The 26,676-nt window shown below is 69.0% G+C and carries 25 protein-coding genes; 5 read left to right on the top strand and 20 right to left on the bottom strand.

What is annotated here, in order from left to right; translation table 11 throughout:
• Positions 1 to 51: 51 nt before the first annotated feature.
• Positions 52 to 723, top strand: a complete 672-nt coding sequence (locus ACIBG5_RS21125; protein WP_396393183.1) for a class I SAM-dependent methyltransferase — start codon at positions 52 to 54, stop codon at positions 721 to 723.
• Here the strand turns inward: ACIBG5_RS21125 and ACIBG5_RS21120 are convergent.
• The 12 genes from ACIBG5_RS21120 to ACIBG5_RS21065 all read right to left on the bottom strand — a co-directional run bounded on the left by ACIBG5_RS21120 (position 720) and on the right by ACIBG5_RS21065 (position 14,252).
• A complete protein-coding gene (locus tag ACIBG5_RS21120; RefSeq protein WP_396393182.1) occupies positions 720 to 857 on the bottom strand; it encodes a hypothetical protein in 138 nt (45 codons plus the stop codon). The two genes, ACIBG5_RS21125 and ACIBG5_RS21120, sit on opposite strands and share 4 nt — an antisense overlap.
• Positions 858 to 867: 10 nt before the next feature.
• Positions 868 to 1,800, bottom strand: coding sequence for a proline iminopeptidase-family hydrolase (locus tag ACIBG5_RS21115; RefSeq protein WP_393382053.1), 933 nt, complete (start codon positions 1,798 to 1,800; stop codon positions 868 to 870).
• 10 nt (positions 1,801 to 1,810) lie between these two features.
• Positions 1,811 to 2,815 carry an alpha/beta fold hydrolase gene (locus tag ACIBG5_RS21110; protein WP_396393181.1) on the bottom strand — a complete coding sequence of 335 codons (1,005 nt, stop codon included), beginning with the start codon at positions 2,813 to 2,815 and terminating at the stop codon, positions 1,811 to 1,813.
• Positions 2,815 to 3,753, bottom strand: coding sequence for an acetamidase/formamidase family protein (locus tag ACIBG5_RS21105; protein WP_396393180.1), 939 nt, complete (start codon positions 3,751 to 3,753; stop codon positions 2,815 to 2,817). The genes ACIBG5_RS21110 and ACIBG5_RS21105 overlap by 1 nt, the downstream gene beginning before the upstream one ends.
• Before the next feature lie 3 nt (positions 3,754 to 3,756).
• The gene (locus ACIBG5_RS21100) at positions 3,757 to 5,817 is read right to left on the bottom strand and encodes a dipeptide ABC transporter ATP-binding protein (RefSeq protein WP_396393179.1); all 2,061 of its coding nucleotides are present in this window, start codon (positions 5,815 to 5,817) and stop codon (positions 3,757 to 3,759) included.
• On the bottom strand, positions 5,814 to 6,770 hold the full coding sequence (locus ACIBG5_RS21095) for an ABC transporter permease (protein ID WP_396393178.1): 957 nt from the start codon (positions 6,768 to 6,770) through the stop codon (positions 5,814 to 5,816). Before ACIBG5_RS21095 ends, ACIBG5_RS21100 begins: the two co-directional genes overlap by 4 nt.
• Positions 6,767 to 7,699 (bottom strand): ABC transporter permease, encoded by a 933-nt coding sequence (locus tag ACIBG5_RS21090; RefSeq protein ID WP_396393177.1) that lies wholly within the window; start codon positions 7,697 to 7,699, stop codon positions 6,767 to 6,769. Before ACIBG5_RS21090 ends, ACIBG5_RS21095 begins: the two co-directional genes overlap by 4 nt.
• Positions 7,699 to 9,417 (bottom strand): ABC transporter substrate-binding protein, encoded by a 1,719-nt coding sequence (locus ACIBG5_RS21085; protein ID WP_396393176.1) that lies wholly within the window; start codon positions 9,415 to 9,417, stop codon positions 7,699 to 7,701. The genes ACIBG5_RS21090 and ACIBG5_RS21085 overlap by 1 nt, the downstream gene beginning before the upstream one ends.
• A gap of 282 nt (positions 9,418 to 9,699) precedes the next feature.
• Positions 9,700 to 10,371 (bottom strand): GntR family transcriptional regulator, encoded by a 672-nt coding sequence (locus tag ACIBG5_RS21080; protein ID WP_396393175.1) that lies wholly within the window; start codon positions 10,369 to 10,371, stop codon positions 9,700 to 9,702.
• A gap of 32 nt (positions 10,372 to 10,403) precedes the next feature.
• Positions 10,404 to 12,206: an aspartate--tRNA ligase gene (aspS, locus tag ACIBG5_RS21075; protein WP_396393174.1), complete on the bottom strand. Its 1,803-nt coding sequence runs from the start codon at positions 12,204 to 12,206 to the stop codon at positions 10,404 to 10,406.
• On the bottom strand, positions 12,203 to 13,549 hold the full coding sequence (hisS, locus tag ACIBG5_RS21070; protein ID WP_396393173.1) for a histidine--tRNA ligase: 1,347 nt from the start codon (positions 13,547 to 13,549) through the stop codon (positions 12,203 to 12,205). The genes aspS and hisS overlap by 4 nt, the downstream gene beginning before the upstream one ends.
• Before the next feature lie 13 nt (positions 13,550 to 13,562).
• Entirely contained in the window at positions 13,563 to 14,252 is a 690-nt protein-coding gene (locus ACIBG5_RS21065; RefSeq protein ID WP_360443973.1) for an MBL fold metallo-hydrolase, read from the bottom strand.
• Positions 14,253 to 14,487: 235 nt separating this feature from the next.
• On the opposite strand from ACIBG5_RS21065, the gene ACIBG5_RS21060 reads away from it, so the two are divergent.
• Genes ACIBG5_RS21060 through ACIBG5_RS21050 form a run of 3 tightly spaced genes read left to right on the top strand, consistent with a single transcriptional unit; the run spans position 14,488 to position 16,629 of the window.
• A complete protein-coding gene (locus tag ACIBG5_RS21060; protein ID WP_396393172.1) occupies positions 14,488 to 15,714 on the top strand; it encodes a DUF349 domain-containing protein in 1,227 nt (408 codons plus the stop codon).
• 52 nt (positions 15,715 to 15,766) lie between these two features.
• Entirely contained in the window at positions 15,767 to 16,015 is a 249-nt protein-coding gene (locus ACIBG5_RS21055; RefSeq protein WP_396393171.1) for a hypothetical protein, read from the top strand.
• A complete protein-coding gene (locus ACIBG5_RS21050; protein WP_396393170.1) occupies positions 15,964 to 16,629 on the top strand; it encodes a hypothetical protein in 666 nt (221 codons plus the stop codon). The genes ACIBG5_RS21055 and ACIBG5_RS21050 overlap by 52 nt, the downstream gene beginning before the upstream one ends.
• Positions 16,630 to 16,698: 69 nt before the next feature.
• On the opposite strand, the gene ACIBG5_RS21045 is transcribed toward ACIBG5_RS21050, so the two are convergent.
• Positions 16,699 to 17,475: a hypothetical protein gene (locus ACIBG5_RS21045; protein ID WP_396393169.1), complete on the bottom strand. Its 777-nt coding sequence runs from the start codon at positions 17,473 to 17,475 to the stop codon at positions 16,699 to 16,701.
• Position 17,476: 1 nt separating this feature from the next.
• Positions 17,477 to 18,058 carry a papain-like cysteine protease family protein gene (locus ACIBG5_RS21040; protein ID WP_396393168.1) on the bottom strand — a complete coding sequence of 194 codons (582 nt, stop codon included), beginning with the start codon at positions 18,056 to 18,058 and terminating at the stop codon, positions 17,477 to 17,479.
• A gap of 183 nt (positions 18,059 to 18,241) precedes the next feature.
• Here ACIBG5_RS21040 and ACIBG5_RS21035 point away from each other — a divergent pair, with 183 nt between their 5' ends.
• Positions 18,242 to 19,141 (top strand): hypothetical protein, encoded by a 900-nt coding sequence (locus ACIBG5_RS21035; RefSeq protein WP_396393167.1) that lies wholly within the window; start codon positions 18,242 to 18,244, stop codon positions 19,139 to 19,141.
• Between the two features lie 71 nt (positions 19,142 to 19,212).
• Here ACIBG5_RS21035 and ACIBG5_RS21030 read toward each other — a convergent pair whose 3' ends face one another.
• The 6 genes from ACIBG5_RS21030 to secD form a co-directional block, all read right to left on the bottom strand.
• Entirely contained in the window at positions 19,213 to 19,920 is a 708-nt protein-coding gene (locus tag ACIBG5_RS21030) for a hypothetical protein (RefSeq protein WP_396393166.1), read from the bottom strand.
• A 203-nt stretch (positions 19,921 to 20,123) separates the two neighbouring features.
• Positions 20,124 to 20,600 carry a hypothetical protein gene (locus ACIBG5_RS21025; RefSeq protein ID WP_396393165.1) on the bottom strand — a complete coding sequence of 159 codons (477 nt, stop codon included), beginning with the start codon at positions 20,598 to 20,600 and terminating at the stop codon, positions 20,124 to 20,126.
• Positions 20,601 to 20,605: 5 nt separating this feature from the next.
• Positions 20,606 to 22,804 (bottom strand): RelA/SpoT family protein, encoded by a 2,199-nt coding sequence (locus ACIBG5_RS21020; RefSeq protein WP_396393626.1) that lies wholly within the window; start codon positions 22,802 to 22,804, stop codon positions 20,606 to 20,608.
• A 309-nt stretch (positions 22,805 to 23,113) separates the two neighbouring features.
• Entirely contained in the window at positions 23,114 to 23,653 is a 540-nt protein-coding gene (locus ACIBG5_RS21015; RefSeq protein ID WP_396393625.1) for an adenine phosphoribosyltransferase, read from the bottom strand.
• Between the two features lie 2 nt (positions 23,654 to 23,655).
• On the bottom strand, positions 23,656 to 24,840 hold the full coding sequence (gene secF / locus ACIBG5_RS21010) for a protein translocase subunit SecF (protein ID WP_396393164.1): 1,185 nt from the start codon (positions 24,838 to 24,840) through the stop codon (positions 23,656 to 23,658).
• Positions 24,840 to 26,603, bottom strand: coding sequence for a protein translocase subunit SecD (secD, locus tag ACIBG5_RS21005; RefSeq protein WP_396393163.1), 1,764 nt, complete (start codon positions 26,601 to 26,603; stop codon positions 24,840 to 24,842). Before secD ends, secF begins: the two co-directional genes overlap by 1 nt.
• Positions 26,604 to 26,676: the final 73 nt, after the last annotated feature.

The raw sequence follows: 26,676 nt of genomic DNA, 5'->3' as shown, positions 1-26,676 counted from the left end.
GTGTGGACCGAAGGTTTGGAGACTGCCGGCCGATTCGTGAAGCTGGCCTGCATGAGAGTCGGACAAGGTGGGACCGGACCTGGGCCGCACACACCGGACGGCAGTGCAATAGAACTCTACGAGGCCACACCGGCGCACGGTGAGGACGAATTGATCAACGCCGCGATGGAGCCGGGCAGCAGCATCCTCGAGCTCGGCTGCGGCACCGGGCGGATCACCCGGCCACTGCTCGCCCTCGGGCATCAGGTGGTCGCAGTCGACGAGTCGCCGGACATGGTCGCGCGTGTGACCGAGACCGAGACGATCTGCTCGACGATCGGCGACCTCCGGCTGGACCGCCACTTCGACGTGGTCCTGATGATGTCCTATCTGATCAACGTCGCCGACGACGAGGAACGCCTGCGTCTGCTGCGCACCTGCGCCCACCACGTCCGCCCCGGCGGCGCCGTTCTGCTCCAGCAGCAGATCCCCGGGATGATTCGTGGTACCACCGTGATGGAGAACGAGCACCGCCGCCTGGTCGTCTCCGACGTCGAGGAACTCCCCGGCAACCGCCAGGCGGCAACGCTGACCCACACCATCGGCGACCGCTCGTGGTCGCAGCGGATCCTGACCCAGAACCTCACCGACGACCAACTGTCAGCCCAGCTGACCGAAGCTGGGCTGACACTGGCCGACTACCTCACCCCCGACAAGACCTGGGTCCGAGCGCGCCGCCCTTAGCCGAGGCCGCCGCCCGGGACGGAGCCGGTGAGGTAGCGGATCGCGTTCTTGAACGAGTCGCAGCGCCGCTGGTCCTGCGCGCCGGCCGGGTAGCCGATCGCCGCCAGTTTCCTCCCAACTCCGGTCGAGCTCAAGCCTCTCGAGTCAGTCCCGGCCGCGCAGGAAGGACTCGACCATCGAGACGTACCGGCTGTGCTCCTCGATGTGCGGCATGTGGCTGGAGTACTCGAACACTTCCCAGCGGACGTCCGGGATCAGCTTCGCGTACGGAATCACGGTGACCGGTGCCGCCTCGTCGTACACCCCTGAGATCACCAGCGTCGGCACGTCGATGTTCGCCAGCCGGTCCACGATGCTCCAGTCGCGCAGACTGCCGACCACGTGGAACTCACTCGGCCCGTTCATCGTGTGGTAGACCGTCGGGTCCTCCTCCAGTGCCGCGAACGCCGCGCGCACCTCGGGCGGGTTCGGCACCACCCGGCAGACGTGCCGGTCGTAGAACGTCGTCATCGCGGCCTCGTACTCCGGGGAGTCCGTGGTCCCGGCCTCCTCGTGCGACCGGAGGGTCTGGTCGATCACCGGAGGGAGTCCGGCCCGCAATGAGGCGGCCGCCTCCAGCCACAGCGGCATCGACGCCGGCGAGTTCGCGATGACGAGCCGTCTCAGCCCGGCGGGACGCCGTACGGCGTGTTCCGCGGCGAGCATGCCGCCCCACGACTGTCCCAGCAAGTGGTAGTTGTCGGCGATCCCGAGCAGCGCGACCAGGTTCTCCAGCTCGGTCAGAAACAGTTCGACGGTCCAGTACGACGGGTCGGCGTCGGGCAAGTGCGTCGAGTTCCCGCAGCCCAACTGGTCGTAGTGCACGACCGGCCGCGCAGGCCCATCTGGATCCGCAAACGCGGTCAGCGACAGCAGATACTGGTGCGTGGCGCCGGGACCGCCGTGCGCGACGACCAGCGGCGTAACGCCACTGGACAGGTCACCGGTGACGCGGAACCAGGTCTCACCGTCGGCGAACGGGATCCGCCCGTCCAGCGTGGGCGGCAGGATGCGGTAAGACGAGTCGGCGATGCTCATGGTGGTCCTTTCAGTCGGCGAGCCAGCCGCGTACGTGCCGGCGGAGGAAGGCGAGGTCGTCCGGGATGTCGCGCGGTGATCCGGCCCGGTGACCCCACACGCTCGGGATCTCGGCCAGCTCCGCCTTGCGCAACGCGGCCAGCTCCAGCTCGTTGTCCGCCGTCCGGAAGTAGAGATCGGTTGCCGAAGGCACCAGCAGGACCCGGGCGGTGATCGCCGCCAGCGCGGCGTCCAGGTCACTGTCGTACGGTGTGCTGATGTCGGCCGCCAGCCAGGTCAGGGCCTGGGCGTACTGATCGGCCGCGCGTCCCTCCGCGAACCGGTCGACCCAGTCAACCTGCAGGAAGGTGTCCAGGTCGGCGAAGCCGAGGGTCTCGAACAGCCGGGCGCGATAGAAGTCCTGGCTCAGCCCCCAGCCGGCGTACACGTGCGCGAAGGCCCTCTTCGCCGCGACCGGCTCCGCGCCGAACCGCCCGTCGCCGAGGTGTTCCGGCGCCGCCTCCAGGATGCGGAGCAGCCCGGACAAGAAGACCCGGTTGTGCAGCGACGTACGGGCGCTGCCGCACACGACGATCGCCCGCTGGACGAAGTCCGGGTAGAGCGCCGCCCAGTGGTAGGCCTGGCCGGCGCCCATCGAGAACCCGTACGCCGCGTGCGCCTGGGTGATGCCGAACGCCTCGGTGAGTAGCCGGTACTGCGCGTGCACGTTGTCCGCCATCGTCACCAGCGGGGGGTAGTCCGGGTCGGTGGACGGGCTCGACGACAACCCGTTGCCGAACATGTCCGGAATCACCACGAACCAGCGCTCCGGGTCGAGCACCCCGTCGGGCCCGATCAGCCAGTCCTGCGTCTCGTGCGTCGCGCCGTAGCTGCAGGGATAGACGATCACGTTGTCCCGGCTCGGCGCCAGCGTGCCGTGCGTCTGCCAGGCCAGCCCGGCGTCGCGGATCACGCCGCCGCGTTCCACCGGCAGGTCCCCCAGCGCGAACACCCCGGTCTCCACCGGCCAGGCCATCACACCAGTACTCCGGTCGGCAGCACGGCATGCACGCCCCAAGTCTGGTTCGCGACCTGGGTGATCCTGAGATCGACGGCGGTGCTGGCAAGGGCCAGGGCGGTGCTCTTGTCCACGTCGAGGATCACCTCCAGCCAGCACACCATCGCGTCCAGCGCGTCGCCCATCGCGACGTCGAGATCGGGGTCGAATCCGAAGGTGATCCGTCCCGCCGGGGTTTCCGCGTGGATCGACCGCAGCGGCGGCGGCTCGCGGACCAGGTCCAGCGCCAAGGTGGTGGTCATCGGGCACTCGATAGCGGTCCCGCCGACCTCGCCGTCGCCCTGGGCCGCGTGCCCGTCGCCGAGGCTGAGCATCGCCTCGGCGACGGCGAGCGGCAGGTAGAGCGTCGACCCGGCGACGAGTTCCTTGCAGTCGATGTTGCCGCCACCGACCGTGCGGGGCGGGATGGTCGAGTGCTCGCCGGTGGCCCGCGGAGCAACGCCGATCACGCCCAGAAAGGGCGCCAGTTGCCGGCTGAAGCCGGCGTTGCAGGTCCCCGTGCCGGCCTCGGCGTCCAGATCCCACAGCAGCCAGGACGGCGGCTGCCCGGTGATCCCGAGTCGTTCGGTGATCGGGGACTCGAGCGCACCGGCGACGGTCCAGCCCCACGGATCCGGGGTCAGCGACAGGAGCCGCACTGCCAGCAGGTCGCCCGGCCGCGCACCCCGCACCGCGATCGGGCCGGTCAGGCAGTGCCCGCGCGACTCGGCGAACATCGTCGGCTGCTTCTCCCCGGGCGTGGTCTGCGGCTCGAGGTAGCCGGAGGCGTCCAGCGACCGTACGACGAGGGTGTCGCCCGGGTCGACGGTCAGCACCGGTGTACGTTCCGCGGTGAACACGTCGACCGTCGTCCGCGGGGTGGGGTCGAGTCTGTGGGTGGTGTCGTGGATGGTCATCCGCTACCTCGCCGGTGTCAGGAGTTCGGTGGTCAGGGGGTGGTGGCAGGCCACCGCATGCAGGCCGTCGCCGGCGGTGAGCGCCGGTGCTTCCGTGGCGCAGCGCTCGGTGGCCAGTGGACAACGGGTCCGGAAGTGGCAACCGCTCGGCGGATCGATCGCGGACGGCAGCTCGCCGCCGAGTCCCACGGACCGCACCGGTCCCGACTGCTCCTGACGTGACTCGGGCTGGTCGGCCTTGGCAGCTGGTGGCAACGGGATCGCCTTGATCAGTCCCGCGGTGTACGGGTGCCGAGGCGCACCGTAGACGTCCTCGCTCGGCCCCAGCTCGACCAGCCGGCCGAGGTACATCACGCCGATCCGGTCGGCCAGGTACTTCAGCAGCGACAGGTCGTGCGAGATCACCACGTACGTCTGGCCGTACCGGTCCTGCAGCGAGCGCATCAGGTTCAGGATCTGCGCCTGGACCGAGACGTCGAGCGCGGACACCGGCTCGTCGGCCACGATCACCCGCGGGCGCAGCGCCAGCGCCCGGGCCATCGCGATCCGCTGCCGCTGCCCACCGGAGAACTCGTGCGGGTAGCGCTGCGCGGCCTCGGGCGGTAGGCCCACCGCGTCCAGCAGTTCGCGCACGGTGTCGCGCCTCTCGCGGCGCGTGCCGACGCCCTGGGCGATCAGTGGTTCCTCGATCAGTCCGGCGACCGTCATCCGCGGGTCCAGGGCGGCCGCGGAGTCCTGGAACATCATCTGCAGGTCCCGCCGGCGACGCCGTCGTACAGCCGGACTCTGAGCGGTCAGGTCGCGGCCGTCGAAGGTGACCGAGCCGCTGCTCGGACGTTCGAGCCCGACCAGCATCCGGCCGATCGTGGTCTTGCCGCAGCCCGACTCCCCCACGATGCCGAGTGTCTCACCGGCCCCGATGCTCAATGTCACCCCGGACACCGCGTGCACCGCCCGCCTGGGCCTGAACGGCCGCTGCGACTTCAGCCCGAACCTCTTGTGCACGTCGAAGAGCTGGACCAGGGTCTCACTCGTCCGCGGCTCGGCTCCGCTCCGCACACGCCGTACCTCCGGCTCCCACCGCGCAGGGGACTCCGCGGTGGGATGGAAACACGCGTGCAGGTGATCGCTGCCCGGTGTCACCTCTACCAGGACCGGGTCCGTACCGCGGCAATCGTCCTGCGCGAAGGCGCACCGCGGCGCGAAGCGGCACTGCGGCGCGAGGTCCAGCAGCTTCGGCGGTGCTCCGGGGATGGTGGACAACTCTGTGCCGCGGTCCAGCTCCAGCGTCGGCATCGCAGCGAGCAGCGCCTTCGTGTAGCGGTGCCGGGGTGCCTCGAACAACTGCTGGACGCCGGCCTGCTCGACCATCCGGCCGCCGTACATCACCGCCACCCGGTCGGCGTACTCGGCGATCACTCCCATGTCGTGCGTGACCAGCAGCACTCCCATCGACAGCTGCGACTTCAGGTCGTCGATCAGGGTCAGGATCTGCGCCTGGATCGACACGTCGAGCGCAGTGGTCGGTTCGTCGGCGATCAGGAGCTTCGGTTCGCACATCAGGCCGAGCGCGATCATCACCCGCTGCCGCATCCCGCCGGACAGCTGGTGCGGGTAGTCACCCAGCCGTTCCCGTGGCCGTGGCATGCCGACCAGTCCGAGCACCTCGGTGGCCCGCGCGGTCGCCGCCGCCCGGCTGGCGCCGACGTGGATCCGGTACGCCTCGCGGAGCTGGCTGCCGATCGTGCGGACCGGGTTCAGCGAGGTCATCGGGTCCTGGAAGATCATCGCCATCCGGCTACCGCGCAACCGGCGCATCGCGGGCTCGTCCAAGCCGGTCAGCTCCTCGCCGTCAAGGCGGACGGACCCGCCGGTGACGGCTCCGCCGGGCGGCAGCAGCCGCAGGATCGACAGGCCGGTCATCGTCTTGCCGCACCCGGACTCCCCGACCAGGCCGAGGGTCTGACCCGCCTCGACGGAGAAGCTCACCCCGTCGACCGGACGGATCCGGCCCTGCCGGGTGTCGATCTCGGTCCGTAGGCCGCTGACCTCGAGCAGGCTCATCTGTCGTCCCTTCCGTCGCGGGTAGCGGACCGCCGGGCGGCGACCAGCCGGAACAGGCGGCCGAACCGCACGCCCTCGCGCGGGTCGAGCACCCGCATGAGGTGGTCACCGGCGAAGTTGGCCAGCAGGATCGTGGCCATGATGGCCAGGCCGGGAAAGGTCGAGAGCCACCAGGCGTCGGCCAGGTTCGTCGCACCGGCGGCCAAGTCGCTCCCCCAGTCGGGTGCCGGCAGCCGGACGCCGAGGCCGAGAAAGCTCAGCGTCGTCGCCGTCAGCACACCCCAGCCGATCGCGCTGCTGCCGAGCACGACCACCTCGGTGAGCAGGTTGGGGATCAGGTGCCGCCAGGACGTGCGGATGGTGGTCGACCCGAAGACACGCGCCGCCTCGACGTACTCCGCCTTGCGTAGGCGGCGGACCGAGGACTCCACCACGCGGGCGAAGCCGGGAGTGAAGGCAATGCCGATGGCGAGCACGATGCTGCGGACGCCGGATCCGGCGGTCGCGATCAGGATCAGTGCGATCAGCAGCACCGGGAGGGCCAGGAACACATCGACCAGACGCATCACCACTGCGTTGACCAGCCTCGGAGCGACTCCGCCCAGAACCCCGATGGCGACACCGGCCGCCGTGGCAAGCAGAACCCCGAGCAGGCTGGCCAGCAGCACCGGGCGAGCGCCGTACACGGTCCGGCTGAAGACGTCGCGGCCGAGCAGGTCGGTGCCGAACAGGTGACTCCCGCTGGGGCCTTGCAGGTTCGCGTCGCTGGTGGCAACCGGGCTGACATGCGCCAGCAGGCCGGGTGCGGCCAGGAGGATGCCGATGAGAAGCACCGCCAGCAGCAGCCCGGTACGTCCGATGGTTGCCTTCAGCCCCTTGACGGAGCCGGTGGCGGGCATCGCCGTCCGCCCCGGCACGACGGCCGGGCTCAGGCTCAGGGGGTCGGTCGTCATCCTCGGGCCTCCTGCCGGGTGCGGGGGTCGATGGCACCGACGAGCAGGTCGACGCCGAGGTTGATGAGGACGTAGGAGACGCCGATCACCACGACGGCGCCCTGCACGACCGGGATGTTCTTGCTGGTGATCGAGGTGGCCAGGAAGCTGCCGAGCCCGGCGCGGCCGAAGATCACCTCGGTGATCGCGGCACCGGTCAGGATGTTGCCGAACTGCAGGCCGATGGTGGTGACCGCCGGCACCGACGAGTTGCGCAGCACCTGCCGCAGCAGCACGCGCAGGTCGCCGCTGCCCCTGGCCCGGGCCGCCTTCACGTAGTCGCTGCGCAGCTCCTCGATCACCCGGCCGCGGACCAGCCGGGTCAGGATCGCGGCATAGCCCCAGCCGAGCGAGACCGCCGGCAGCACCAGGGCCTTCGCCGTTCCGTCGTCGATCGCGGAGAACCACTGCAGCTTGACGCTGAACACCAGCACCAGCAGCAGGGCCAGGAAGAAGTACGGCACCGCCACCCCGGCGAACGAGATCCAGCGAGCCAGCGTGTCGAGCGCCGAGCCGGGCCGCATCCCCGCGACCAGACCGAGCGGGACCCCGATCAGCACCGCCACGAGCATCGACGCCACGGTCAGGACCAGCGTGCTCGGAGCCCGGGAGAGCAGCTCGAAGGCCACCGAGTTCTGGGTCAGGAACGACGTGCCGAGGTCGCCGTGCAGCAGCTGGCCGGCGAAGGCGCCGTACTGGCGCCACAGCGGGAGGTCGAGCCCGAGCTGCTGGCGCAGCGCGGCGATCTGCTCCGGGGAGGCGTTCGCGCCGTACAGGATCACCTTGGCCGGGTCGCCCGGAACGACGTGCACCAAGATGAACGCGATCACTGTGATGCCCAGCACGACCGGGACCGCCGCGCCGAGCCGGCGCAGGACGAACAGCGCCATCAGCCGACGGTGGCGCTGTGGAACGCCAGGTAGCCGTTGAGGGTCTGGTGCAGGTTCTTCACCTTCGGCGAGAGCGTGAACGCACCCGCGACATCCCACAGAGGCAGGAACATCGAGTCTTGCATCAGCTTCGTCCCGACCTGCTGGTACAAGTTGTTTCGGGCGGCCTCGGCCGCGGTGGCGTTGGCCCGGGCGATCATCTTGTCGATCGCCGGGTTGTTGTAGTGGGACCAGTTGAAGCCCGACTCGATCGCGTTGGAGTTGACCCAGATGTTGAGCAGGTACGGGTCGGCGCCGTAGTAACCGAACGAGCCGAGGTTGTGCACGCCGGAGTTGAAGCTGGCCTGCGCGGTGGCGAACGGCTGGACCGACGTGGTCGCGCTGAAGCCGACCTTCTGCAGCTCCGAGACGATGAACTGGGTCGGCAGCTCCAGGCCTCCCCCGCCGAACAAGATGATGTCCAGGTTGAGCTTCTGGCCGTTCTTTGTCCGGGTGCCGCCGTCATCGACGGACCAGCCGGCCCGGTCGAGCAGCGCTGCCGCCTTGTCCGGGTCGTACGAGTAGGTCTTGCTCGCCGCCTCGCTGTACCCGGGGGTGATCGGGGTCAGCACATTGTGGGCCGGCTTGTAGACGTCGTACAGCACGCTCTTGACCATCGCGTCCTGGTCGACCGCGGACAGGATCGCCTGCCGGACCAGCGGGTCGTCAGTCGGCGGCTTGGCCACGTTGATCGGCATCCCGAGCGGAGTACCGATCGAGGGCACCACCAGTTGCTGGTACCTGCCGGACTTCTGGGCGGCGGAGATGTTGTTCGGCGGCAGGTTCATGGCAATCTGCAGCTGACCGCTCTGCAGCGCGTTGTAGCGGCCGCTGTCGTCGGTGACGATCCGGAAGACCAGCTTGTCGAGCTTGGCCGGCCCGTCGCCGAGCGCCTTCGGCCCCCAGGTGTATTTCGGGTTCTTCAGCAGTGTGAGCTGGCTGCCGGTTTGGTAGCTGTCGAACGTGAACGGCCCGGTGCCGACCGGGTGGTTGCCGAAGCCGGTCGGTCCGTACTTGGTCAGCGCGGCCGGCGACGAGATACCGAAGTTGCCGGCCGCCTGCTGGTGCAGGAATGACGCGTTCGGCTCGGTGAAGACGATCTGCACGGTGTAGTCGTCGAGCACCTTCGTCTCGCGGTACGGCCCGAGCGCCCCCAGCCCGCTCTTGGACTTCGTCCGCGGGTCGACCACGTGGTCGTACGTCGCCTTCACCGCGGCGGCGTTGAACGGGGTGCCGTCGTGGAACGTCACGCCCTTGCGCAGCTTGAAGGTGTAGACCGAGGCGTCGGGCGAGATCGTCCAGGACTCGGCCAGGCCCGGATGGAAAACGCTGCCGCCGTTGCCGTCGGGCAGCCAGTAGACCAGCGGGTCGAACAACGCGAACGAGATCAGCAGGGTCAGCGCCAGACCGGTGGCTCCGGGGTCGAGTGTGTCGGGCGTGGCGTTGATGCCCATCGTCAGCGTCCCGCCGCTGGACGAGACCGCGGCGGTCGTGGTGGCGTCGTCGGCGCTGCAGGCGGACAGCACCGAGGCAAGGCCGACCCCGGCGGCGAGGCCGCCGCCCAGCCCCAGCAGCCGGCGGCGGGAGATCGGACGGCGGACGGCGGTGCCCAAGGCCGCAGTGGTGGAGGCCCCGGCGGTAGAGACCGCGGTGGTGGAGCGATGGGGGTGGTGGTCCATGAGAGGTGCTCCTCGAGGTGACAGGCCAAGCTCTTCCGTATGTTGTATACGGCCTGTGCTACGGACACATTTCCGATCCGCCACGTGACAGTTTCGTCTCCGGTTGTGGAGCGGTGACCACCTTGCGCTTGTTTCCTTGAAACACAGGGCTCCACGGCAGGGAGGGCAGCAAAACGTCCGGCCATGGGCCGGGGCCGACGGAGGAATCAGTCCTCGCGAGTGGAGACCGTCGAAATCGCCGTCGTATACAGATTGCGGGTGTCGCTGCGGCCTGAGGTGGGCTCAGGCGCGATCGAGCCGGGGCCGCAGTGCACTGCGTACGCTCAGCACGTGGTGGCGGGCGGCCGCCTCGGCGAGGTCGGCGTCACCGGCCTCGATGGCTTCGATCAGGCCGTGATGCTCGGTCCACGCGGCCGGGTTCTGCAGCGGCGCACTCTGCCGGAGCAGCCACTGGCCGCGCTTCACCATCGGGATCGCGATGGCGATCAGGTAGCTGTTGCGGGTCATCTCGAATACCAGCGAGTGCAGCTCGGTGTGCAGGGTCGACAGGGTGTCGAGATCCTGGTCCGGCCCGGAGTCGCGGACCATGGCCAGGATCTCCCAGGCCCGTTGCAGCAAAGCGGTTGGCGGCTCCTCGACCGAGGCGGCCAGGCGGGCTCCCAACGGCTCCAGTGCGAGCCGGACATAGAACAGGTCGTCGGCCTGGCGGGCCGACAGCTTCGCCACGAACGCCCCGCGCCGGGCGACCACGTCGAGAAAGCCCTCGGCCTCCAGCACCCGCATCGCCTCCCGGATCGGGTTGCGCGAAACGCCGAGCTGCTGGGCCAGCCGATCCTCGACGAGCCGTTCGCCCGGTTGCAGTGAACCGTCCAGGATCAGCCGGCGCAGTTCCGCCGCGACCACGTCGCGCAGGGGCAGATGGCCGTCTCCGACAAGAACCGGGTTGGAGGTCACCAGGTCGACTGTATACGAACTGCCAAACCGGTTCAGCCGTTACCGCCGCCGACACTGCCCGGAGCGTCGGACTTGCCCGGCGTGGCGTCGACGCCGGCCTCCTTGCGCTGCGCGGCGGTGATCGGCGCCGGCGCGGCGGTCAGCGGGTCGTACCCGCCGCCGGACTTCGGGAACGCGATCACGTCGCGGATCGACTCGGTGCCGGCCAGCAGCGCGGTGATCCGGTCCCAGCCGAACGCGATCCCGCCGTGCGGCGGCGCGCCGAACTTGAACGCGTCGAGCAGGAAGCCGAACTTCTCCGAAGCCTCCTCGTCGGTCAGGCCCATCACCTTGAAGACCCGCTTCTGCACGTCCTCGCGGTGGATACGGATCGACCCACCACCGATCTCGTTGCCGTTGCAGACGATGTCGTACGCGTACGCCAGCGCCGAGCCCGGGTCAGTGTCGAAGGTCTGCAGCGAGTCCGGCTTCGGCGAGGTGAAGGCGTGGTGGACCGCGGTCCAGGCACCGGAACCGACCGCGACGTCACCGGCGGCGGTCGCCTCATCGGCCGGCTCGAACAGCGGCGCGTCGACGACCCACACGAACGACCACGTCGACTCGTCGATCAGGCCACCGCGGCGGCCGATCTCCAGCCGCGCCGCGCCGAGCAGCGCCCGCGACGACTTCACCGGACCGGCGGCGAAGAAGATGCAGTCACCCGGCTTCGCGCCAACGTGGTCGGCGATGCCCGCGCGCTCCTCGTCGGACAGGTTCTTGGCGACCGGGCCGCCGAGCTCGCCGTCCTGACCAACGAGCACATACGCCAGACCGCGAGCTCCACGCTGCTTGGCCCAGTCCTGCCACGCGTCCAGCTGCTTGCGCGGCTGGTCCGCTCCCCCGGGCATCACGACGGCACCGACGTACGGCGCCTGGAACACCCGGAACGGCGTGTTCTTGAAGTACTCCGTGCACTCCACCAGCTCCAGGCCCATCCGCAGATCCGGCTTGTCGCTACCGAACCGCGCCATCGCCTCGGCGTACGTCATCCGCGGGATCGGCGTCTGGACGTCGTACCCGGCGAGCTTCCAGAGCGCGGTCAGGACCTCCTCGGACAGCGCGATGATGTCGTCCTGGTCGACGAAGCTCATCTCGATGTCGAGCTGGGTGAACTCCGGCTGCCGGTCGGCGCGGAAGTCCTCGTCGCGGTAGCAGCGGGCGATCTGGAAGTACCGCTCCATCCCGGCCACCATCAGCAACTGCTTGAACAGCTGCGGCGACTGCGGCAGTGCGTACCAGCTGCCCGGCTGCAGGCGGGCGGGCACCAGGAAGTCGCGGGCGCCCTCCGGCGTGGAGCGGGTGAGCGTCGGCGTCTCGATCTCGACGAAGTCGTGCTTGGCCAAGACCTCCCGGGCCGCCTTGTTGACCTCGCTGCGCAGGCGGATCGCCGTACCGGGGCCCTGGCGGCGCAGGTCGAGGTAGCGGTACTTCAGCCGGACCTCTTCGTTCACCGGCGTCGCGTGGTGCTCCTCGACCGGGAACGGCAGCGGCGCGGCCTCGTTCAGCACCTCGACCTCGGTCGCGATGATCTCGATCTCGCCGGTCGGGAGGTTCGGGTTCGCGTTGCCCTCCGGGCGCAGGGCTACCTCGCCGACGATCTTCAGGCAGTACTCCGAGCGCAGGCCGTGCGCGGCGTCCTCGTCGCGGATGACCACCTGCACGGTGCCGGTCGAGTCGCGCAGGTCGATGAAGGCCACGCCACCGTGATCGCGTCGCCGCGCCACCCAGCCCGCCAGGATCACGGTCTGCCCGGTGTGCTCGGCGCGCAACGAGCCTGCGGAATGGGTACGGATCACGAGTTCTCCTGAGTAGTGGTGTCGATACGGGGTCGGATGTCGGCCTCGGGCGGCGTCCAGGTCGCGGCGTCGGCGGGCACCTGCTCACCGCTGCGGATGTCCTTCACGGAGTCCTCAGCGGGACCGTCCGCTGTGCCTTTGAACCAGACGAACGGAATGCCCCGCCGGTCCGCGAACCGGATCTGCTTGCCGAACTTCGCCGCGGCCGGTGCCACCTCGACCGGGATCCCCCGGCCGCGCAGCGTCGCCGCGGTCCGCATGGCCTCGGCCCGGTCCTCTTCCGCAGTCAGGGCCACCAGTACGGCGGTCGGCGTACTGCGGGTGCCCTTGAGCAGCCCCTGGCTGACCAGCCGGTGCACCAGCCGGGACACACCGATCGAGATCCCCACACCCGGGTACGTCGTCTTGCCGTCGGACGCGAGGGCGTCGTACCGGCCACCGCCACCGACCGACCCGAACGACTCCTGGCCGACCAGGTAGAGCTCGTAGACCGCGCCGGTGTAGTAGTCCAGGCCACGGGCGATCCGCAGGTCGGCCATCAGCAGGCCGGGCGCGTGCTCGGCGGCCGCGGCCATCACCTGGCTCAGCTGCTCGAGACCCTCGTCCAGCGTCGGGTGCTCGACGCCGAGCGCACGAACCTGATCCACGAAGGAGGTGTCCGTGCTGGAGATGTCGGCCAGCTGCACCGCGAGCCGGGCCTGCTTGTCGGTCGCACCCGCCTCGATCAGCCGCTCGACGACCTTCTCCGGGCCGATCTTGTCGATCTTGTCGACGATCCGCAGCACCGAGGTCACGTCGTCCAGGCCGAGCCCGCGGTAGAAGCCCTCGGGAATCTTGCGGTTGTTGACCTTGATCACGAACTCCGGCACCGGCAGCCGGCGCAGCGCGTCCGCGATCACCAGCGGGAGCTCGACCTCGTAGTGGTTCGGCAGCTCGCCGGAGTCGATGATGTCGACGTCCGCCTGGGTGAACTCGCGGTAGCGGCCCTCCTGCGGGCGCTCACCCCGCCAGACCTTCTGGATCTGGTAGCGGCGGAACGGGAAGACCAACTTGCCGCTGTGCTCCAGCACGTACCGCGCGAACGGCACGGTCAGGTCGAAGTGCAGACCGAGCGCCGCGTCCTCATCGGCTCCGGCGGCGAGGCGCCGTACGCCGTAGATCTCCTTGTCCGCATCCTCGCCCTGGTTGGACAAACGCTCGACCGGCTCGACCGCGCGGGTCTCGATCGACGCGAAGCCGTGCAGCTCGAACGTCTCCCGGATCACGTCGAGGAACTGCTGCTCGACAATCCGGTCCTGCGGAAGGAATTCGGGGAACCCGCTCAATGGGCTGAGTTTGCTCACGATTTGGCCTTGCTCATGGTTTCGGTATCTCCAGGTCCTGCAAGTAGGGGTTGGTCGCCTTCTCCCGGCCGATCGTGGTCTGGCCACCATGACCCGGCAGGACGACGATCTCGTCGCGCATCGGCAGGATCTTGGTGGCCAACGTATGCAGCATCGCCGGATGGTCGCCCCCAGGCAGATCCGTCCGGCCGATCGACCCGGCGAACAACACGTCACCGGAGAACAGAACCGCGGGCACGTCTTCCGGCCCGTCGTACGGCGTGGTGAACGTGACCGAACCCCGGGTGTGCCCCGGCGTGTGGTCGACGGTGAAGCCGAGGCCGGCCAGCTCGAGACTCAGGCCGTCCTTTAGTTCAGAGACGTCGTCGGGCTCGGCGAACTCGTGGTTGCCGCCCAGCAGCATCCGCGCCGTCTCCGGGCTGAGACCGGCCATCGGATCGGCCAGCAGGTGCCGGTCGTCCGGGTGGATCCAGGCGGTCGCGTCGTACGTCCCGCAGACCGGCAGGACCGAGAACATGTGGTCGATGTGACCGTGTGTGAGCAGTACGGCCACCGGTTTGAGCTTGTTCTCCCGGACCACCTGCTCGACGCCCGCGGCCGCGTCCTGGCCCGGGTCAACGACGATGCATTCCGCGCCCTGGCCGGTGGCGACGACGTAGCAGTTCGTACCCCACGACCCCGCGGGGAACCCGGCGATGAGCACGACTGACCTTCCTGGAACGGTTCGGGACCACCCAAGGCTACCGGTGCGAAGGCGGTGAGTTCGAACCGGATTGTGACGCAACACCGTTGCGTCCGCGACGGGAGTTTGTGATTGTTCAGGGATAAGCGTCGGGAAAGCGCCTCGACGCGCCCGGCCAGGCCTTGTTCGCGCGGTTGGACCAGGGACTGACCAGAATGGGCACGAGCGCAGTACATACCGCCGGAAGGGGCGAGTTGTGGCCGGAGAGAGCTGGGGCCGGGTAGCGGAGGACGGAACGGTCTTCGTACGGACCAAGGACGGTGAACGCGCGGTCGGCCAGTGGCCGGACGCCAACCCAGAGGAGGCCCTCGCCTTCTACACCCGCCGGTACGACGCCTTGGCGTTCGAGGTGGACCTGCTCGAACAGCGGGTCCAGGCGGGTACCGTGTCGCCCGACGACGCGCGCGCCGCGGTGAAGAAGGTGACCAGCTCGATCGAAGAGGCCCAGGCGGTCGGCGATCTCGACGGCCTGCGGACCCGGCTCGAGGCGCTCACCCCACTCGTCGCCCAGCAGCGCGAACGGCGCAAGGCCGAACGGGCCGCGAAGGTCGAGGAAGCCCGCTCCGCCAAGACCAAGATCGCCACCGAGGCCGAGACCATAGCGGCCGGCACCGACTGGCGCCACGGCGTCACCCGCCTACGCGAACTGCTGGACGAGTGGAAGGCCCTGCCGCGGCTCGACAAGTCCAGCGACGACGAGCTGTGGCACCGGTTCTCTTCCGCGCGTACGACGTACACCCGGCATCGCAAGCAGCACTTCGCCGAGCTGTCCTCGAAGCGCGAGGAGGCAGCCGTGGTGAAGGAGCGGCTCGCGGCCGAGGCGGAGACGCTCGCGGCATCGACCGAGTGGGGTCCGACGTCGGGCCGCTTCCGCGACCTGATGCGGCAGTGGAAGGCCGCCGGCCCCGCGCCGCGCGAGGTGGACGACAAGCTGTGGGCGCGCTTCCGGGCCGCTCAGGACATGTTCTTCGGTGCCCGGGACGCCATCCAGGCCGAGGAGAACGCCGAGCAGGTCGAGAACCTCCGCGCCAAGGAGGCCCTGCTGGTGGAGATCGAGACGATCGTGCCGGTGGAGGACGCGAAGGTCGCGCGCGAGCAGTTGCGCGAGTACCTCGACCGCTGGGACCAGATCGGCAAGGTCCCGCGCGACGCGATGCGCTCGGTCGACTCCCGCCTCCGCGCCGTCGAGCAGGCCGTCAAGTCCGCCGAGGACGAGGTCTGGAACCGCAGCAACCCCGAGGCCCGCGCCCGCGCCGAGGCCACAGTGAAGCAACTCCAGTCCCTCATCTCGGACCTGGAGAAGCAGGCCGCCAAGCACGAATCCCAAGGCAACACCCGCAAAGCCACCGAAGCCCGAGAAGCCATAGCCGCCCGCCGGGAATGGCTCACCCAAGCCCAAAACGCCCTAACCGACTTCAGCTGACCCTGTGGATAACGTTGAGCAGGCAGGTGGCTAGTTAAGCCATCCTGTCCGGATGCTGCCTGCTGAACTCCCCCTGTACTTCTGTGGCATCCCTTTCCGCGCCTACCAGGTCGGCCGCAAACTCCGCTGGCTCCTGGCCCGCGGCGAGATCCGCCAAGTCATGCGCGGCGTGTACGTCGACATCCGCGTGCCGGACTCCCCGCGCTCCGAGCTGACTCACTGCGCCTCGTCGTACCGCCGGACGCTGTCGTGCGGGGGCGAGCCGCCGCCAGGCTGCACGGGATCGACACGACGGCGCTGAGCCCCGAGCCGACGATCAGCCCACAGTGGACCGTCCACCCCTGCCCGACTGTTGAAGTGCTGGGCCTCAAGGTGATCACGCCTGCCGCAACCGCCATCGAACTCGCACAGCACCTGGATCGGCCCTTCGCGCTGTCTGCGGTGGACGCCCTCCTGCACTCCCAGGTCGTCACCCGGCAGCAACTGGAGACCGCGGCAGCGGCGTACTTCCCCGAGCACAGCAACTCCCAGGGCCGCCAGATTTTCACCTACGCAGACGCCCGCGCGGCCTCACCTGGTGAGTCATGGTTGCGGTTGCGGCTGATTGACGCCGGCTTTGGGCGACCCGGGCTTCAGGTGCACGTGGATGGGCGCGGGCGTAGCTACCGGCTGGATCTTGGGTATCCGGATCGGCCGGTGGATGGGAAGCGGCTGGGGTTGGAGTATGACAGCGACCAGTGGCACTCGACGCAGAAACAGCAGTTGCGCGACGAGACCCGGCGTACTGAGCTGGATGCCCTTGGCTGGCACGTGATCTCGGTACGGCGGACCGACCTGTGGGGCTCGTATCCAGCGCTCGAGCTCGCTGTCGGCGCATTCCTGTGCCAGGAGCCCAGACTCCCCCGCCGCTGGTGACCGCCGCCGGTGGATCGGCAGGTCCGGCCGGTGGGGACTCCCGGTCTGACCTGCCGATTCCTCTAGGACCTACCGCGCGTTGCGGAGGGTGGCTGCGGACCTCCGGTTGACGCGGCGGTGATAGAGGCACGCCAGGCCCAGAAGGGCGATGGCGCCGGCTGTGGAACGGAGGATGAGGTCGTTGTAGGTGTCGGTGGGTGCTGCGGCGGCGGTGTCGTAGCCGCCGGCTACACCCTGGTCTGAGTAGTGGGTGCCGGGGAGTTTGTCGGAGTAGCGGGTGGAGACGAGCTCGTTGTAGGCAGCGATGGTGATGGGAGAGGGGCCGATCGACTTGGTGGCGGAGGTGTTGAGGGGGCGGATCTGGGTGCCCGTGAGGGCGTACCAGGCGCCGATCTGGGGCTCGGTGAAGACGACCGCGCCGCGGGCTGCGGCGAACATGCGGGCTTCGGTGTTACCGCTTGCCACGTTGACTGCCTGCCAAGCGCCGGCCTGGTCTGGAGCGGTGTAGACCGTCAACGCCTGACCACCCTTGCTGGCGGGCGTGGCGGCGTACCAGAAGGTCGCCACCGGCGCCGAGGCGTCGCGAACGAAGGCCGGGTTGAGCGCGTACACCCCATGGGTGTCCTGCGAGACCGTGGCCGCAGTCTTCGCAGATCCGGTCGAGACCTTGCCCAGCAGGCCGAGCGCCGTCGGCGAGTGCGCCGCGGTGGTTGCCTTTGACAACTCATCGCTGGAGACCAGCTCGGGACCGGCCGCGCCGGCAGCCCCGCCGACGGTCAGCACGAGGCCGAGACCGACGGCCAGTACGGCGCTGAGACGGAGCAGGATGTTCTTCGGGCGGGGCATGTCAGGCTCCGATCCGGTACAGGGAGTGGGTCCAGGTGAACTGGGAGTTGGACCGGTACCAGGTGTACGTCGAGTAGTTGTAGCGCGGGTCGTCCGGCCAGGGGTTGTAGTACTCGATCGTCGAATCGGAGGAGTCGTACCCGATGATGTCCATCATGTGCCCGCCGCCCGACGACCAGCCGATGCGCGTCATGACCGGGCGCCCGGCCGCGATCTCGGCGACGAGCGTGCTGAAGCCGAGCGTGGACGAGACGTAGCTCCCGGCGCTGATCCCGATCGACCGGAACGCCCGCTGGTCGTTCGCCAGCGTGGCCTGGTTGTTCGGACATATCACGTTCGTGCTGTTGCCGAAGGCCAGGTTGCAGAACTGGTTCTGCGAGTACGACTTCCCGTAGAACGCGGCGATGCTGTTGCCGGTGGCGGCCCAGCACCAGTTCGATTTCTGCTGCGCCTGCCCGGTGACGCCGAGGTAGTAGCTGCCGGGCGCGGCCGAGGCCGGCGGAGCGAGCGGTACCAGCGTGGCCAGGCCGATGATCGCTGCCAGAAGCAATGACCAGGTACGGCGGGGGCGGAGCCTGCGCATGGATCCTCCTTCGGTGGGTGGGGAGAGGTCCATCGTCAGGAGCACGCCCGCGCCCGGCAAGAACCGGCGGACCGGCCGGATGTCCACTGTGAACGCGACGCGGCCGTGAACAGCGCGTGACGAACTACTGCCGGACAGTGCTGTGAATGTTTACACTGACCGGCGGACCCAAGGAGCATCACCATGATCGAATCGTCGGTGCGGCCTGTGACTCCGGAAACGTCGTTCGCCGAGGCGCTGCGGCAGGCGATCGCGCGCCGTGGCCTGGCCCTGAACCGCATCCGCACGCATCTGGCCGACCGCGGGCTCCACGTCGGCGTGGCGACGCTCAGTACCTGGCAGAGCGGCCGCCGGATCCCGCGCGAGGAGTCGCTGGCCGTCATCAGTGCGCTCGAGGAGCTCCTGCGGCTGCCACCCGGCTGGCTCACGGTCCGCATCCCGCCGGCCCGCAGCGAACCGGCCGCCACAACGCCGCCGTACGCCGTCGTCGACTATGCCGTGTCCCTCACCCGGCTGCTCGATCGGCTTCGTCGCGACGCTCACGGCCGGCTCCGCACCCTCTCCGTGCTCGACGAGATCCACCTCGGCCCGGACCGGAGCGCCCAGCGGAGACGAGTGACTCAGAGCGTTGTCGCCATGGAGCCGGTGGACCGGCTGATCATCGCGCACCAAGGCGAACCCGGATGCGATGTCGACCAGCTCGCCCTGCACACGGTGAGCGGCTGCCGGACCGGCCGGGTCGCGCGTGCTCCCGAGGCCGGCGCGATGCTCGCTGAGCTCCTGCTCGATCGCCTTCTCGCCGTCGGCGACACGGCTGTCGTGCACTACGAGATCGAGGACCGGACCGGCCTGCCGTCGGTGGACTACCAACGGTTCAGCGAGTGGGGCGGTGCGCACTACGTGCTCGAGGTGCAGTTCGACCGGGCCGCCCTGCCGGTTCGCGTGAACGAGTTCCGTCGCCGGCACACCAGCGGTCCCGATCTCCTGCGGCGCGATCTGATGCTCACCGCCGACGGCCGCGCGCACGTCGTCGAACCCTCCGCCGATCCCGGCACGGTCGGCATCGCATGGGAGTGGGACTAGGGCGTGTCTCCCAATTCCACGCCGTAGCGAGCCGAGTGCCGCGCAGTAGGCGTGGGATTGGGAGACACGCCCTACGCCGTGAAACCGGCGTGGACGTGGTCGTGGTGGGTCTGGTCGGAGAAGAAGGCGGCGCCGGAGAGTTGGTACGGGCCGCCGACGTTGTAGGAGCCGAGGGATTCGGCGGCACGCATGTACGACGTGATCAGGGAGCGTGAGGTGCCTGGGGCGACGACCGCGTGGCCGTTGATCTGCCAGGTGTCGAAGGCCCGGCCGCGCGGATGGTCGCTGGGGCGGTTGGTACCGAAGACGTTGATCGGATGGCCGGAGCGGATCACGCTGATGCCGATGCGGTAGGTCTTGGCGAGCTCGAGCATCGTGGTGAGCACGCTGTCGTGGACCTGCCCGGAGCGAATGTCCGCCGCGGAGGCCGGCGGCAGCGCGATCCGCTCACTTGCCAACACCTTCCGAGCCACCGAGGACAACCGTGACGTCGCCGCTCCGGGCTGCGCCGGATGCGTCGCGGTCACTCGCCAACTCCCGCCCGATCTGCTCAGCCGAACATCGACCGTGGTGCCGCTGGTCACGACGCGTCCGCCGGCAATCGTGTAGACACGGCAAGGCACCAGCACGCTGGCCGAATCGCTCAGGATCCCGCCGTACTGCGCGTCGATCACGTCGACCGCGGCCCGTGGCCGGCTCAGCAACTTCACCACCGCCGCCACCGCCGCCCGCTTGACCTCCGGATGAATCTCTCCCGCACCCGGCACCCACGGGCGCACAGCCGGCAGCGCAACCGTCGGACGCGGAGTGACGGAGACCTTCGGACGTGGAGTCGTCGGACCTGGAGTCGTCGAAGCTGGAGTCGTCGGAGGTGCAGCTGAGGTCGGCGTACTCGAAGAAGCTGAGGTCGTTGGAGACGGGCTCGCAGGACTGCTGCATCCGGCCAGCAACCCAGCCCCGACGATCAGCAGACTGCGGCGTTTCACGAACAGACTCGGCAGTCCGTGTAGTCGCCGAGGAACAGCCCATGCTCACGGCAACGAGTGAACGCCGTAGCGGCCGGCTCCGGATCCCACATCCGCGGCAGCTCCACCGGTTCGACCGGCGGCCGGTAGTCCCGCACTACTTCCTCGTAATCCGCCAGGTACTTCTCCGCGTACGGCGGCTCGTACGACAGCATCTCCCACCGGAAGCGCGCCTTCGCCAACCCGATCACCCGCAGCAGGAACCCACGCTCCGCCTCCCAGCCCACCGGCGGCCACGGCAACTCGTCCAGATCGAAGCTCTCGTTACCCAGCCCGATCCGCGAATTGCACAGCAGCAAGGCGAACCCGCGCTGGAACCCGGTCTCCGCCAGCTCGCACGCCGCCAGCGCAAGCACGTCCAGGAACACGTCCGAACCACCATTGGACAGCCGCACGCGCGGCCCGGCGACCGAACTGCCGAAGGCGTTGCCCACCGCCCCTACTGAGTGACGCGGTAGACGTCGAAGACACCCTCGACGGACCGGACAGCCTTGAGGACGTGGCCGAGGTGGGTCGGGTCGCCCATCTCGAAGGTGAAGCGTGACTTGGCGATCCGGTCGCGGGTCGTGGTCAGGGCCGCGGACAGGATGTTGACGTGGTAGTCGGACAGCACGCGGGTGATGTCCGACAGCAGCCGCGCCCGGTCCAGCGCCTCGACCTGGATCGCGACCAGGAAGACGGACTGGGCGGTCGGGGCCCACTCGACCTCGACGATCCGCTCCGGCTGGGTCTGCAGGTTCTCGACGTTCGCGCAGTCGGCCCGGTGCACCGAAACACCGGCGCCGCGGGTGACCCAGCCGATGATCTCGTCGCCCGGAACCGGCGTACAGCAGCGCGCCAGCTTGGACAGGATGTCGGTCGCGCCCTTGACGATGACACCAGCATCGCCACGAGCCGTCCGCTTGCGCCGCTCCCGGGTGGCCGGCAGGTGGACGCCCTCGGCCAGATCCTCGGCCGCGCCCTCCTCACCGCCGTACGTCTCGATCAGACGCCGTACGACGGCCTGTGCGCTGACGTGACTCTCGCCGACCGCGGCGTACAGGCCGGTGACGTCCGGGTAGCGCAGCGAGTTCGCCACCGCGGTGAGGGTCTCGTGCGACAGCAGACGCTGCAGCGGCAGGCCTTCCTTGCGCAGCTGCTTGGCGATCGCATCCTTGCCGTGCTCGATCGCCTCGTCCCGGCGCTCCTTGGAGAACCAGTGCTTGATCTTGTTCCGCGCCCGCGGGCTCTTGACGAACGACAGCCAGTCGCGGGACGGACCCGCGCCCTGCGCCTTCGAGGTGAAGACCTCGACGACGTCACCGTTCTCGAGCGTGCTCTCCAGCGGCACCAGGCGGCCGTTCACCCGGGCGCCGATGCAGCGGTGCCCGACCTCGGTGTGGATGGCGTAGGCGAAGTCGACCGGCGACGACCCGGTCGGCAGGGACATCACGTCACCGCGCGGGGTGAAGACGTACACCTCGGAGTTGTTGATCTCGAACCGCAGCGAGTCGAGGAACTCCGACGGGTCGGAGGTCTCCCGCTGCCAGTCGACTAGCTGCCGCACCCAGGGCATCTCGTTCGGCCCGCCGATCTCGGTGGTCGGCGCACCGGCGACCTCCGGCGCGGCCGTCGTCGGGTCTTCCTTGTACTTCCAGTGTGCGGCGATGCCGTACTCCGCCCGGCGGTGCATCGAGAACGACCGGATCTGCAGCTCCACCGGCTTGCCCTGCGGGCCGATCACGGTGGTGTGCAGCGACTGATACATGTTGAACTTCGGCATCGCGATGTAGTCCTTGAACCGGCCGGGGACCGGATTCCAGCGCGCGTGCAGTATGCCGAGCGCCGCGTAACAGTCCCGGACCGACTCGACCAGCACGCGGATGCCGACCAGGTCGTAGATGTCGCCGAACTCGCGGCCGCGGACGATCATCTTCTGGTAGATCGAGTAGTAGTGCTTCGGGCGGCCGGTGACGGTCGCCTTCACCTTGGCCGCGCGCAGGTCCTCGTGCACCTGGTCGATCACGGAGGCGAGGTACTCGTCGCGCGACGGTGCGCGCTCGGCGACCAGCCGGACGATCTCGTCGTACACCTTCGGGTGCAGGGTCGAGAAGGACAGGTCCTCGAGCTCCCACTTGATCGTGTTCATACCCAGCCGGTGGGCCAGCGGGGCGTAGATCTCGAGCGTCTCGCGGGCGATCCGCTCCTGCTTCTCCTGCCGCAGGAAGCCGAGCGTGCGCATGTTGTGCAGCCGGTCGGCGAGCTTGATCACCAGCACCCGGATGTCCTTGGCCATCGCGACCACCATCTTGCGGATGGTCTCGGCCTGCGCGGACTCGCCGTACTTGACCTTGTCCAGCTTGGTGACGCCGTCGACCAGCATGGCGATCTCTTCGCCGAAGTCGCGGGTCAGCTCCTCGACCGTGTACGGCGTGTCCTCGACTGTGTCGTGGAGCAGCGCGGCGCACAGGGTCGGCGCGGTCATACCGAGCTCGGCCAGGATGGTGGCGACGGCGAGCGGGTGGGTGATGTACGCGTCACCGCTCTTGCGCATCTGGCCGGTGTGGTACTTCTCCGCGGTCCGGTAGGCGCGCTCGATCATGCCGAGATCGGCCTTCGGGTGGGTCGCCCGGACGACCCGGAACAGCGGCTCGAGCATGGGCGCCCGGTTCGGGTGCCTGGTGCCGCCGAGGCGGGCCAGGCGGGCCCGGACGCGGGCTGGAGCGATCCGCGGCGGTTGGGCGGCAGGCGGCTCCGGCGCCGGGCGCACCGGTACCGGCGCGCGCGGAGGCTCCTGCGGTGCAACGTTCGGCACCGCTGATGCAATCGCCGGGTCTTCGCCCACGTTGTGTCCCTCCGCCGACAGAGCACCAGTCTAGGGGGCGCCGGCCAACGAGGCAGAAATACCCTGTGGACAACACGCCGGGTCAACTCCCGGTCGCGGAGAGTTTGCCCGGAATCGGAACTGTCAGACGGTCACGAGGGCGCTCAACTGCTCCCCCGCCAGGCGCTTGCGTCCCGGGAGGAAGGAAAGCTCGAGGAGAACCGCCGTATCGACCACCTCGGCCTCGCAGCGGCGGATCAGGCGCAGACAGGCCTCGACCGTGCCACCGGTGGCGAGTACGTCGTCGATCACGAGCACTCGATCACCCGGCGTGAACGCGTCCTGGTGCACCTCGATGGTCGCCTCGCCGTACTCCAGCGCGTACGACTCTTCGTACGTCGCGGCCGGCAGCTTCCCCTTCTTGCGCACCGGCACGAACCCGGCGCCGAGGGCGAGCGCGACCGGGGCGGCCAGGATGAACCCGCGCGCCTCGATCCCGACCACCTTGTCGACCACCGGGTTCCCGTCGGCGTCACGCCCGAACGCGGCCAGCGCGTCGACCACCTGGGCGAACCCGCCGTGGTCGGCCAGCAGCGGGGTGATGTCCTTGAACACCACCCCCTGCTGCGGGTAGTCCGGGATGTCGCGAATGCCGTCGGCGAGGACCTGCTCCAGCGTCCGCATCGTCACTTGCCGCGCTTCGAGCGCGGTTTGCGCGACGGCTGCGGGCGTCCGGCCGCGGCGGCCTTCATCGGTCGTGACGCCGGCGTCGGCGCCGTACCAGCCGGGCGGTCCTGCTTGCGCGGCGTGTCCTGTACGGCGGTCCGCGCGGCAACCGCGCCGGCACCGGCAGTCGCCACGGCAGGAGCCGGCGTACCGGCGGCCGCGGTCTGAGCTCTCTTGGCCATCACCCGGCGGCGGAGCGCCTGCATGCCCGGCTCACGCTCCTTGAAGACCGCGAGCAGCGCCGGAGCGATGAAGATCGACGAGTACGCACCGACCGCGATACCGACGAACAGCGCCAGCGACAGGTCCTTCAGCGGCCCGGTCCCGAGTACGACGGTGCCGACGACGAGGATCGAGCCGACCGGCAGCAGCGCGGTGATCGTGGTGTTGATCGACCGTACGACGGTCTGGTTGACGGCCAGGTTGGTCGCGTCGGAGTAGGTCAACCGGTTGGACCCGGTGATGCCCCGGGTGTTCTCCCGCACCTTGTCGAACACCACGACCGTGTCGTACAGCGAGTAACCGAGGATGGTCAGTACGCCGATCACCGTCGCCGGCGTGACGTCGAAGCCGATGATCGCGTACAGCCCGACCGTGATCGTCACGTCGTGGATCAGCGCGATGATGGCGGCCATCGAGGCCTTGGGTTCTCGGAAGTACAGCCAGATCACCGCGAACACCAAGACGAGGAACACGACCAGCGCCAGGATCGCCTTGTTCGCGATCTGCTGCCCCCAGGAGGCGCCGATCTGCTGCGAGGTCACCTGGTCGATCGGTATGCCGGCCTCCTTGGCGACCGCGGCGCGGACCTTGGCGATGTCGTCCTGGCCGAGCGGCTTGGTCTGCACCCGCACCGCGCCGTCACCGATCGTCGTGACGACCGGGTCACCGAGATCCTTGGCGTTGGTCGCCTTCACCGCGTCGGTGAAGTTCTGCACCGTGTCGCCGGTGACCTTGACCTTGGCCTGGTACTCGACACCGCCCTTGAACTCGATTCCGAGCGCCAGGCCGCGGGCGAACAGGCCGGCCAGCGAGACGATCACCAGGATCGCGGAGACGCTGAACCAGAGCCTGCGATGACCGATGAAGTCGTAGGAGACGTCACCGCGGTGCAGCTTGGCACCGAGTTGTCCGAGCTTCGACATCAGACCTCCCCTCCGACCGGCTTGCGCGTCGACGGCGTCTTGCGCGGCCGCGCCGTCGGTTTCATCTGCCCGGGCAGCCGTTCCACGCCGAGATGCTCCGGATCCAGGCCGGACAGCTTGTGTCCGTGGCCGAAGAAGTCCGTCCGGGCCAGCAGCGTGACCAGCGGCTTGGTGAACATGAAGACGATCAGCAGGTCGATCAGCGTGGTCAGGCCGAGCGTGAACGCGAAGCCCTTCACGCTGCCGATGGCGAGGACGTAGAGGACCACCGCGGCCAGCAGCGAGATCGAGTCGGCCGCGATGATGGTGTGCTTGGCCCGGGCCCAGCCGGTCTCGACCGACGAGCGCAGGCTGCGGCCCTCGCGCACTTCGTCGCGGAGGCGTTCGAAGTAGATGATGAACGAGTCCGCGGTGATACCGACAGCGACGATCAGACCCGCGATGCCGGCCAGGCTCAGGGTGAACCCGATCGCCTTGCCGAGCAGGATCACGATGGCGCCGGTCAGGAGGCCGGCGATCGCGAGCGACGCCACCACCACGATGCCCAGACCGCGGTAGTACAGGAACGAGAAGATCACGACCAGCGCCAGACCGATCAGACCGGCCCAGATACCGGCCGACAGTTGGTCACCACCGAGCTGCGGCGACACTGTCTCGACCGAGGAGATGTCGAACGACACCGGCAGCGCGCCGTACTTCAGCACGTTCGCCAGGTCGCGGGCCTCGGTCTCGGTGAACGTGCCGGTGATCTGTGCCTGACCGCCGGGGATCGGCTGCGCGACGCTCGGGGCCGAGATGGTCACGCCGTCCAGCACGATCGCGAACTGGTTCTGGCCCTCGCCGCGCTGCGAGATGGCCGTCGTCGCGTCGAGGAAGTTGTCGCCACCCTCGCCGGTGAACTTCAGGTTGACCTGCCACTGGAAGCCGCCCTGCGGGATGCCCGCGGTGGCGTCGGACAGGTCGGTGCCCTTCATGATCGCGGGGCCGAGCAGGTACTTGGTCGTCCGCTGGCGGTCGCAGGAGAACAACGGCTTGTTCGGGTCGTCCGTCTGCGCCGCGATGTCCTTGTCGGTGCACTGGAACGCCGCGAACGCCGCCTGGGTGGCCGCGTCCGGGGTGTACTTCAGCGGGTCACCGTTGGCAGCCGGCGTGGACGGCGTCGCCGGCGGAGTGCTCGGCTTGGCGGTCGCCGGGGTGCTCGGCTTCGGGGTCGGCGTCGGCGTGGCGTTGCCGAGGGCGCTGCTCCAGGCCCGCCCGTTCGGCGTGTTCGCCGGCGTACTGGGCTTGACCGTGGTGCTCGGCTTCGGCGTCGTGGTCGGCTTCGTACTCGGCTTCGGCGTACCCGTGGGGGTCGATGTCGGAGCCGGAGCCGGCGCCGGCGCGCCCGCCTGGGCGTCGTACACGATCCGGAAGTAGAGCAGCGCGGTCTGACCGATCTGCTTCACCAGAGCGTCCTGCGTGGCACCCGGGACGGCCACGTTGATGTGGTTCGCGCCGGAGGTGGTGATGTCGGCTTCGGCGACACCCGCACCGTTGACCCGCTGGGAGATGATGTTCTTCGCCTCGTTCAGCTGGTCGGCGGTCACCGAACCACCACCGGCGAGGGAATTGGCCGTCAGCGTGATGGTGGTGCCACCGCGCAGGTCCAAACCGAGCTTGGGCTTCCAGGTCTTGGTGAGCCCCATGATCCCGAACAGCAGGACCACAATGACCCCCAAGACGATCAGTAGCCGCCCGGGGCGGGATGTCGTCGTTGTTGCCACGTCAGTTTCAACCTTTGTGCTTCTGGGCGCGCCACACCATCTTGTGGACGCTGATGACCGCGCCGCACTCCGT

The organism is Kribbella sp. NPDC050241 (assembly GCF_044459685.1).
Classification (GTDB): domain Bacteria; phylum Actinomycetota; class Actinomycetes; order Propionibacteriales; family Kribbellaceae; genus Kribbella.
The sequence above is the reverse complement of the archived record's forward strand: the minus strand, read 5'-3'. Positions and strand labels throughout refer to the sequence as shown.

Bases quoted from the DNA above. Each gene is read 5' to 3' on its own strand.
- ACIBG5_RS21105 (WP_396393180.1), bottom strand. From the start codon at position 3,753: ATGACCATCCACGACACCACCCACAGACTCGACCCCACCCCGCGGACG.
- ACIBG5_RS21090 (WP_396393177.1), bottom strand. From the start codon at position 7,699: ATGGCGCTGTTCGTCCTGCGCCGGCTCGGCGCGGCGGTCCCGGTCGTG.
- ACIBG5_RS21045 (WP_396393169.1), bottom strand. From the start codon at position 17,475: ATGCCCCGCCCGAAGAACATCCTGCTCCGTCTCAGCGCCGTACTGGCC.
- ACIBG5_RS21115 (WP_393382053.1), bottom strand. From the start codon at position 1,800: ATGAGCATCGCCGACTCGTCTTACCGCATCCTGCCGCCCACGCTGGAC.
- ACIBG5_RS21035 (WP_396393167.1), top strand. From the start codon at position 18,242: ATGATCGAATCGTCGGTGCGGCCTGTGACTCCGGAAACGTCGTTCGCC.
- ACIBG5_RS21100 (WP_396393179.1), bottom strand. From the start codon at position 5,817: ATGAGCCTGCTCGAGGTCAGCGGCCTACGGACCGAGATCGACACCCGG.
- ACIBG5_RS21040 (WP_396393168.1), bottom strand. From the start codon at position 18,058: ATGCGCAGGCTCCGCCCCCGCCGTACCTGGTCATTGCTTCTGGCAGCG.
- ACIBG5_RS21055 (WP_396393171.1), top strand. From the start codon at position 15,767: ATGCTGCCTGCTGAACTCCCCCTGTACTTCTGTGGCATCCCTTTCCGC.
- ACIBG5_RS21095 (WP_396393178.1), bottom strand. From the start codon at position 6,770: ATGACGACCGACCCCCTGAGCCTGAGCCCGGCCGTCGTGCCGGGGCGG.
- ACIBG5_RS21125 (WP_396393183.1), top strand. From the start codon at position 52: ATGAGAGTCGGACAAGGTGGGACCGGACCTGGGCCGCACACACCGGAC.
- ACIBG5_RS21110 (WP_396393181.1), bottom strand. From the start codon at position 2,815: ATGGCCTGGCCGGTGGAGACCGGGGTGTTCGCGCTGGGGGACCTGCCG.
- secF (WP_396393164.1), bottom strand. From the start codon at position 24,840: ATGTCGAAGCTCGGACAACTCGGTGCCAAGCTGCACCGCGGTGACGTC.
- ACIBG5_RS21020 (WP_396393626.1), bottom strand. From the start codon at position 22,804: ATGCTCGAGCCGCTGTTCCGGGTCGTCCGGGCGACCCACCCGAAGGCC.
- ACIBG5_RS21015 (WP_396393625.1), bottom strand. From the start codon at position 23,653: ATGCGGACGCTGGAGCAGGTCCTCGCCGACGGCATTCGCGACATCCCG.
- ACIBG5_RS21085 (WP_396393176.1), bottom strand. From the start codon at position 9,417: ATGGACCACCACCCCCATCGCTCCACCACCGCGGTCTCTACCGCCGGG.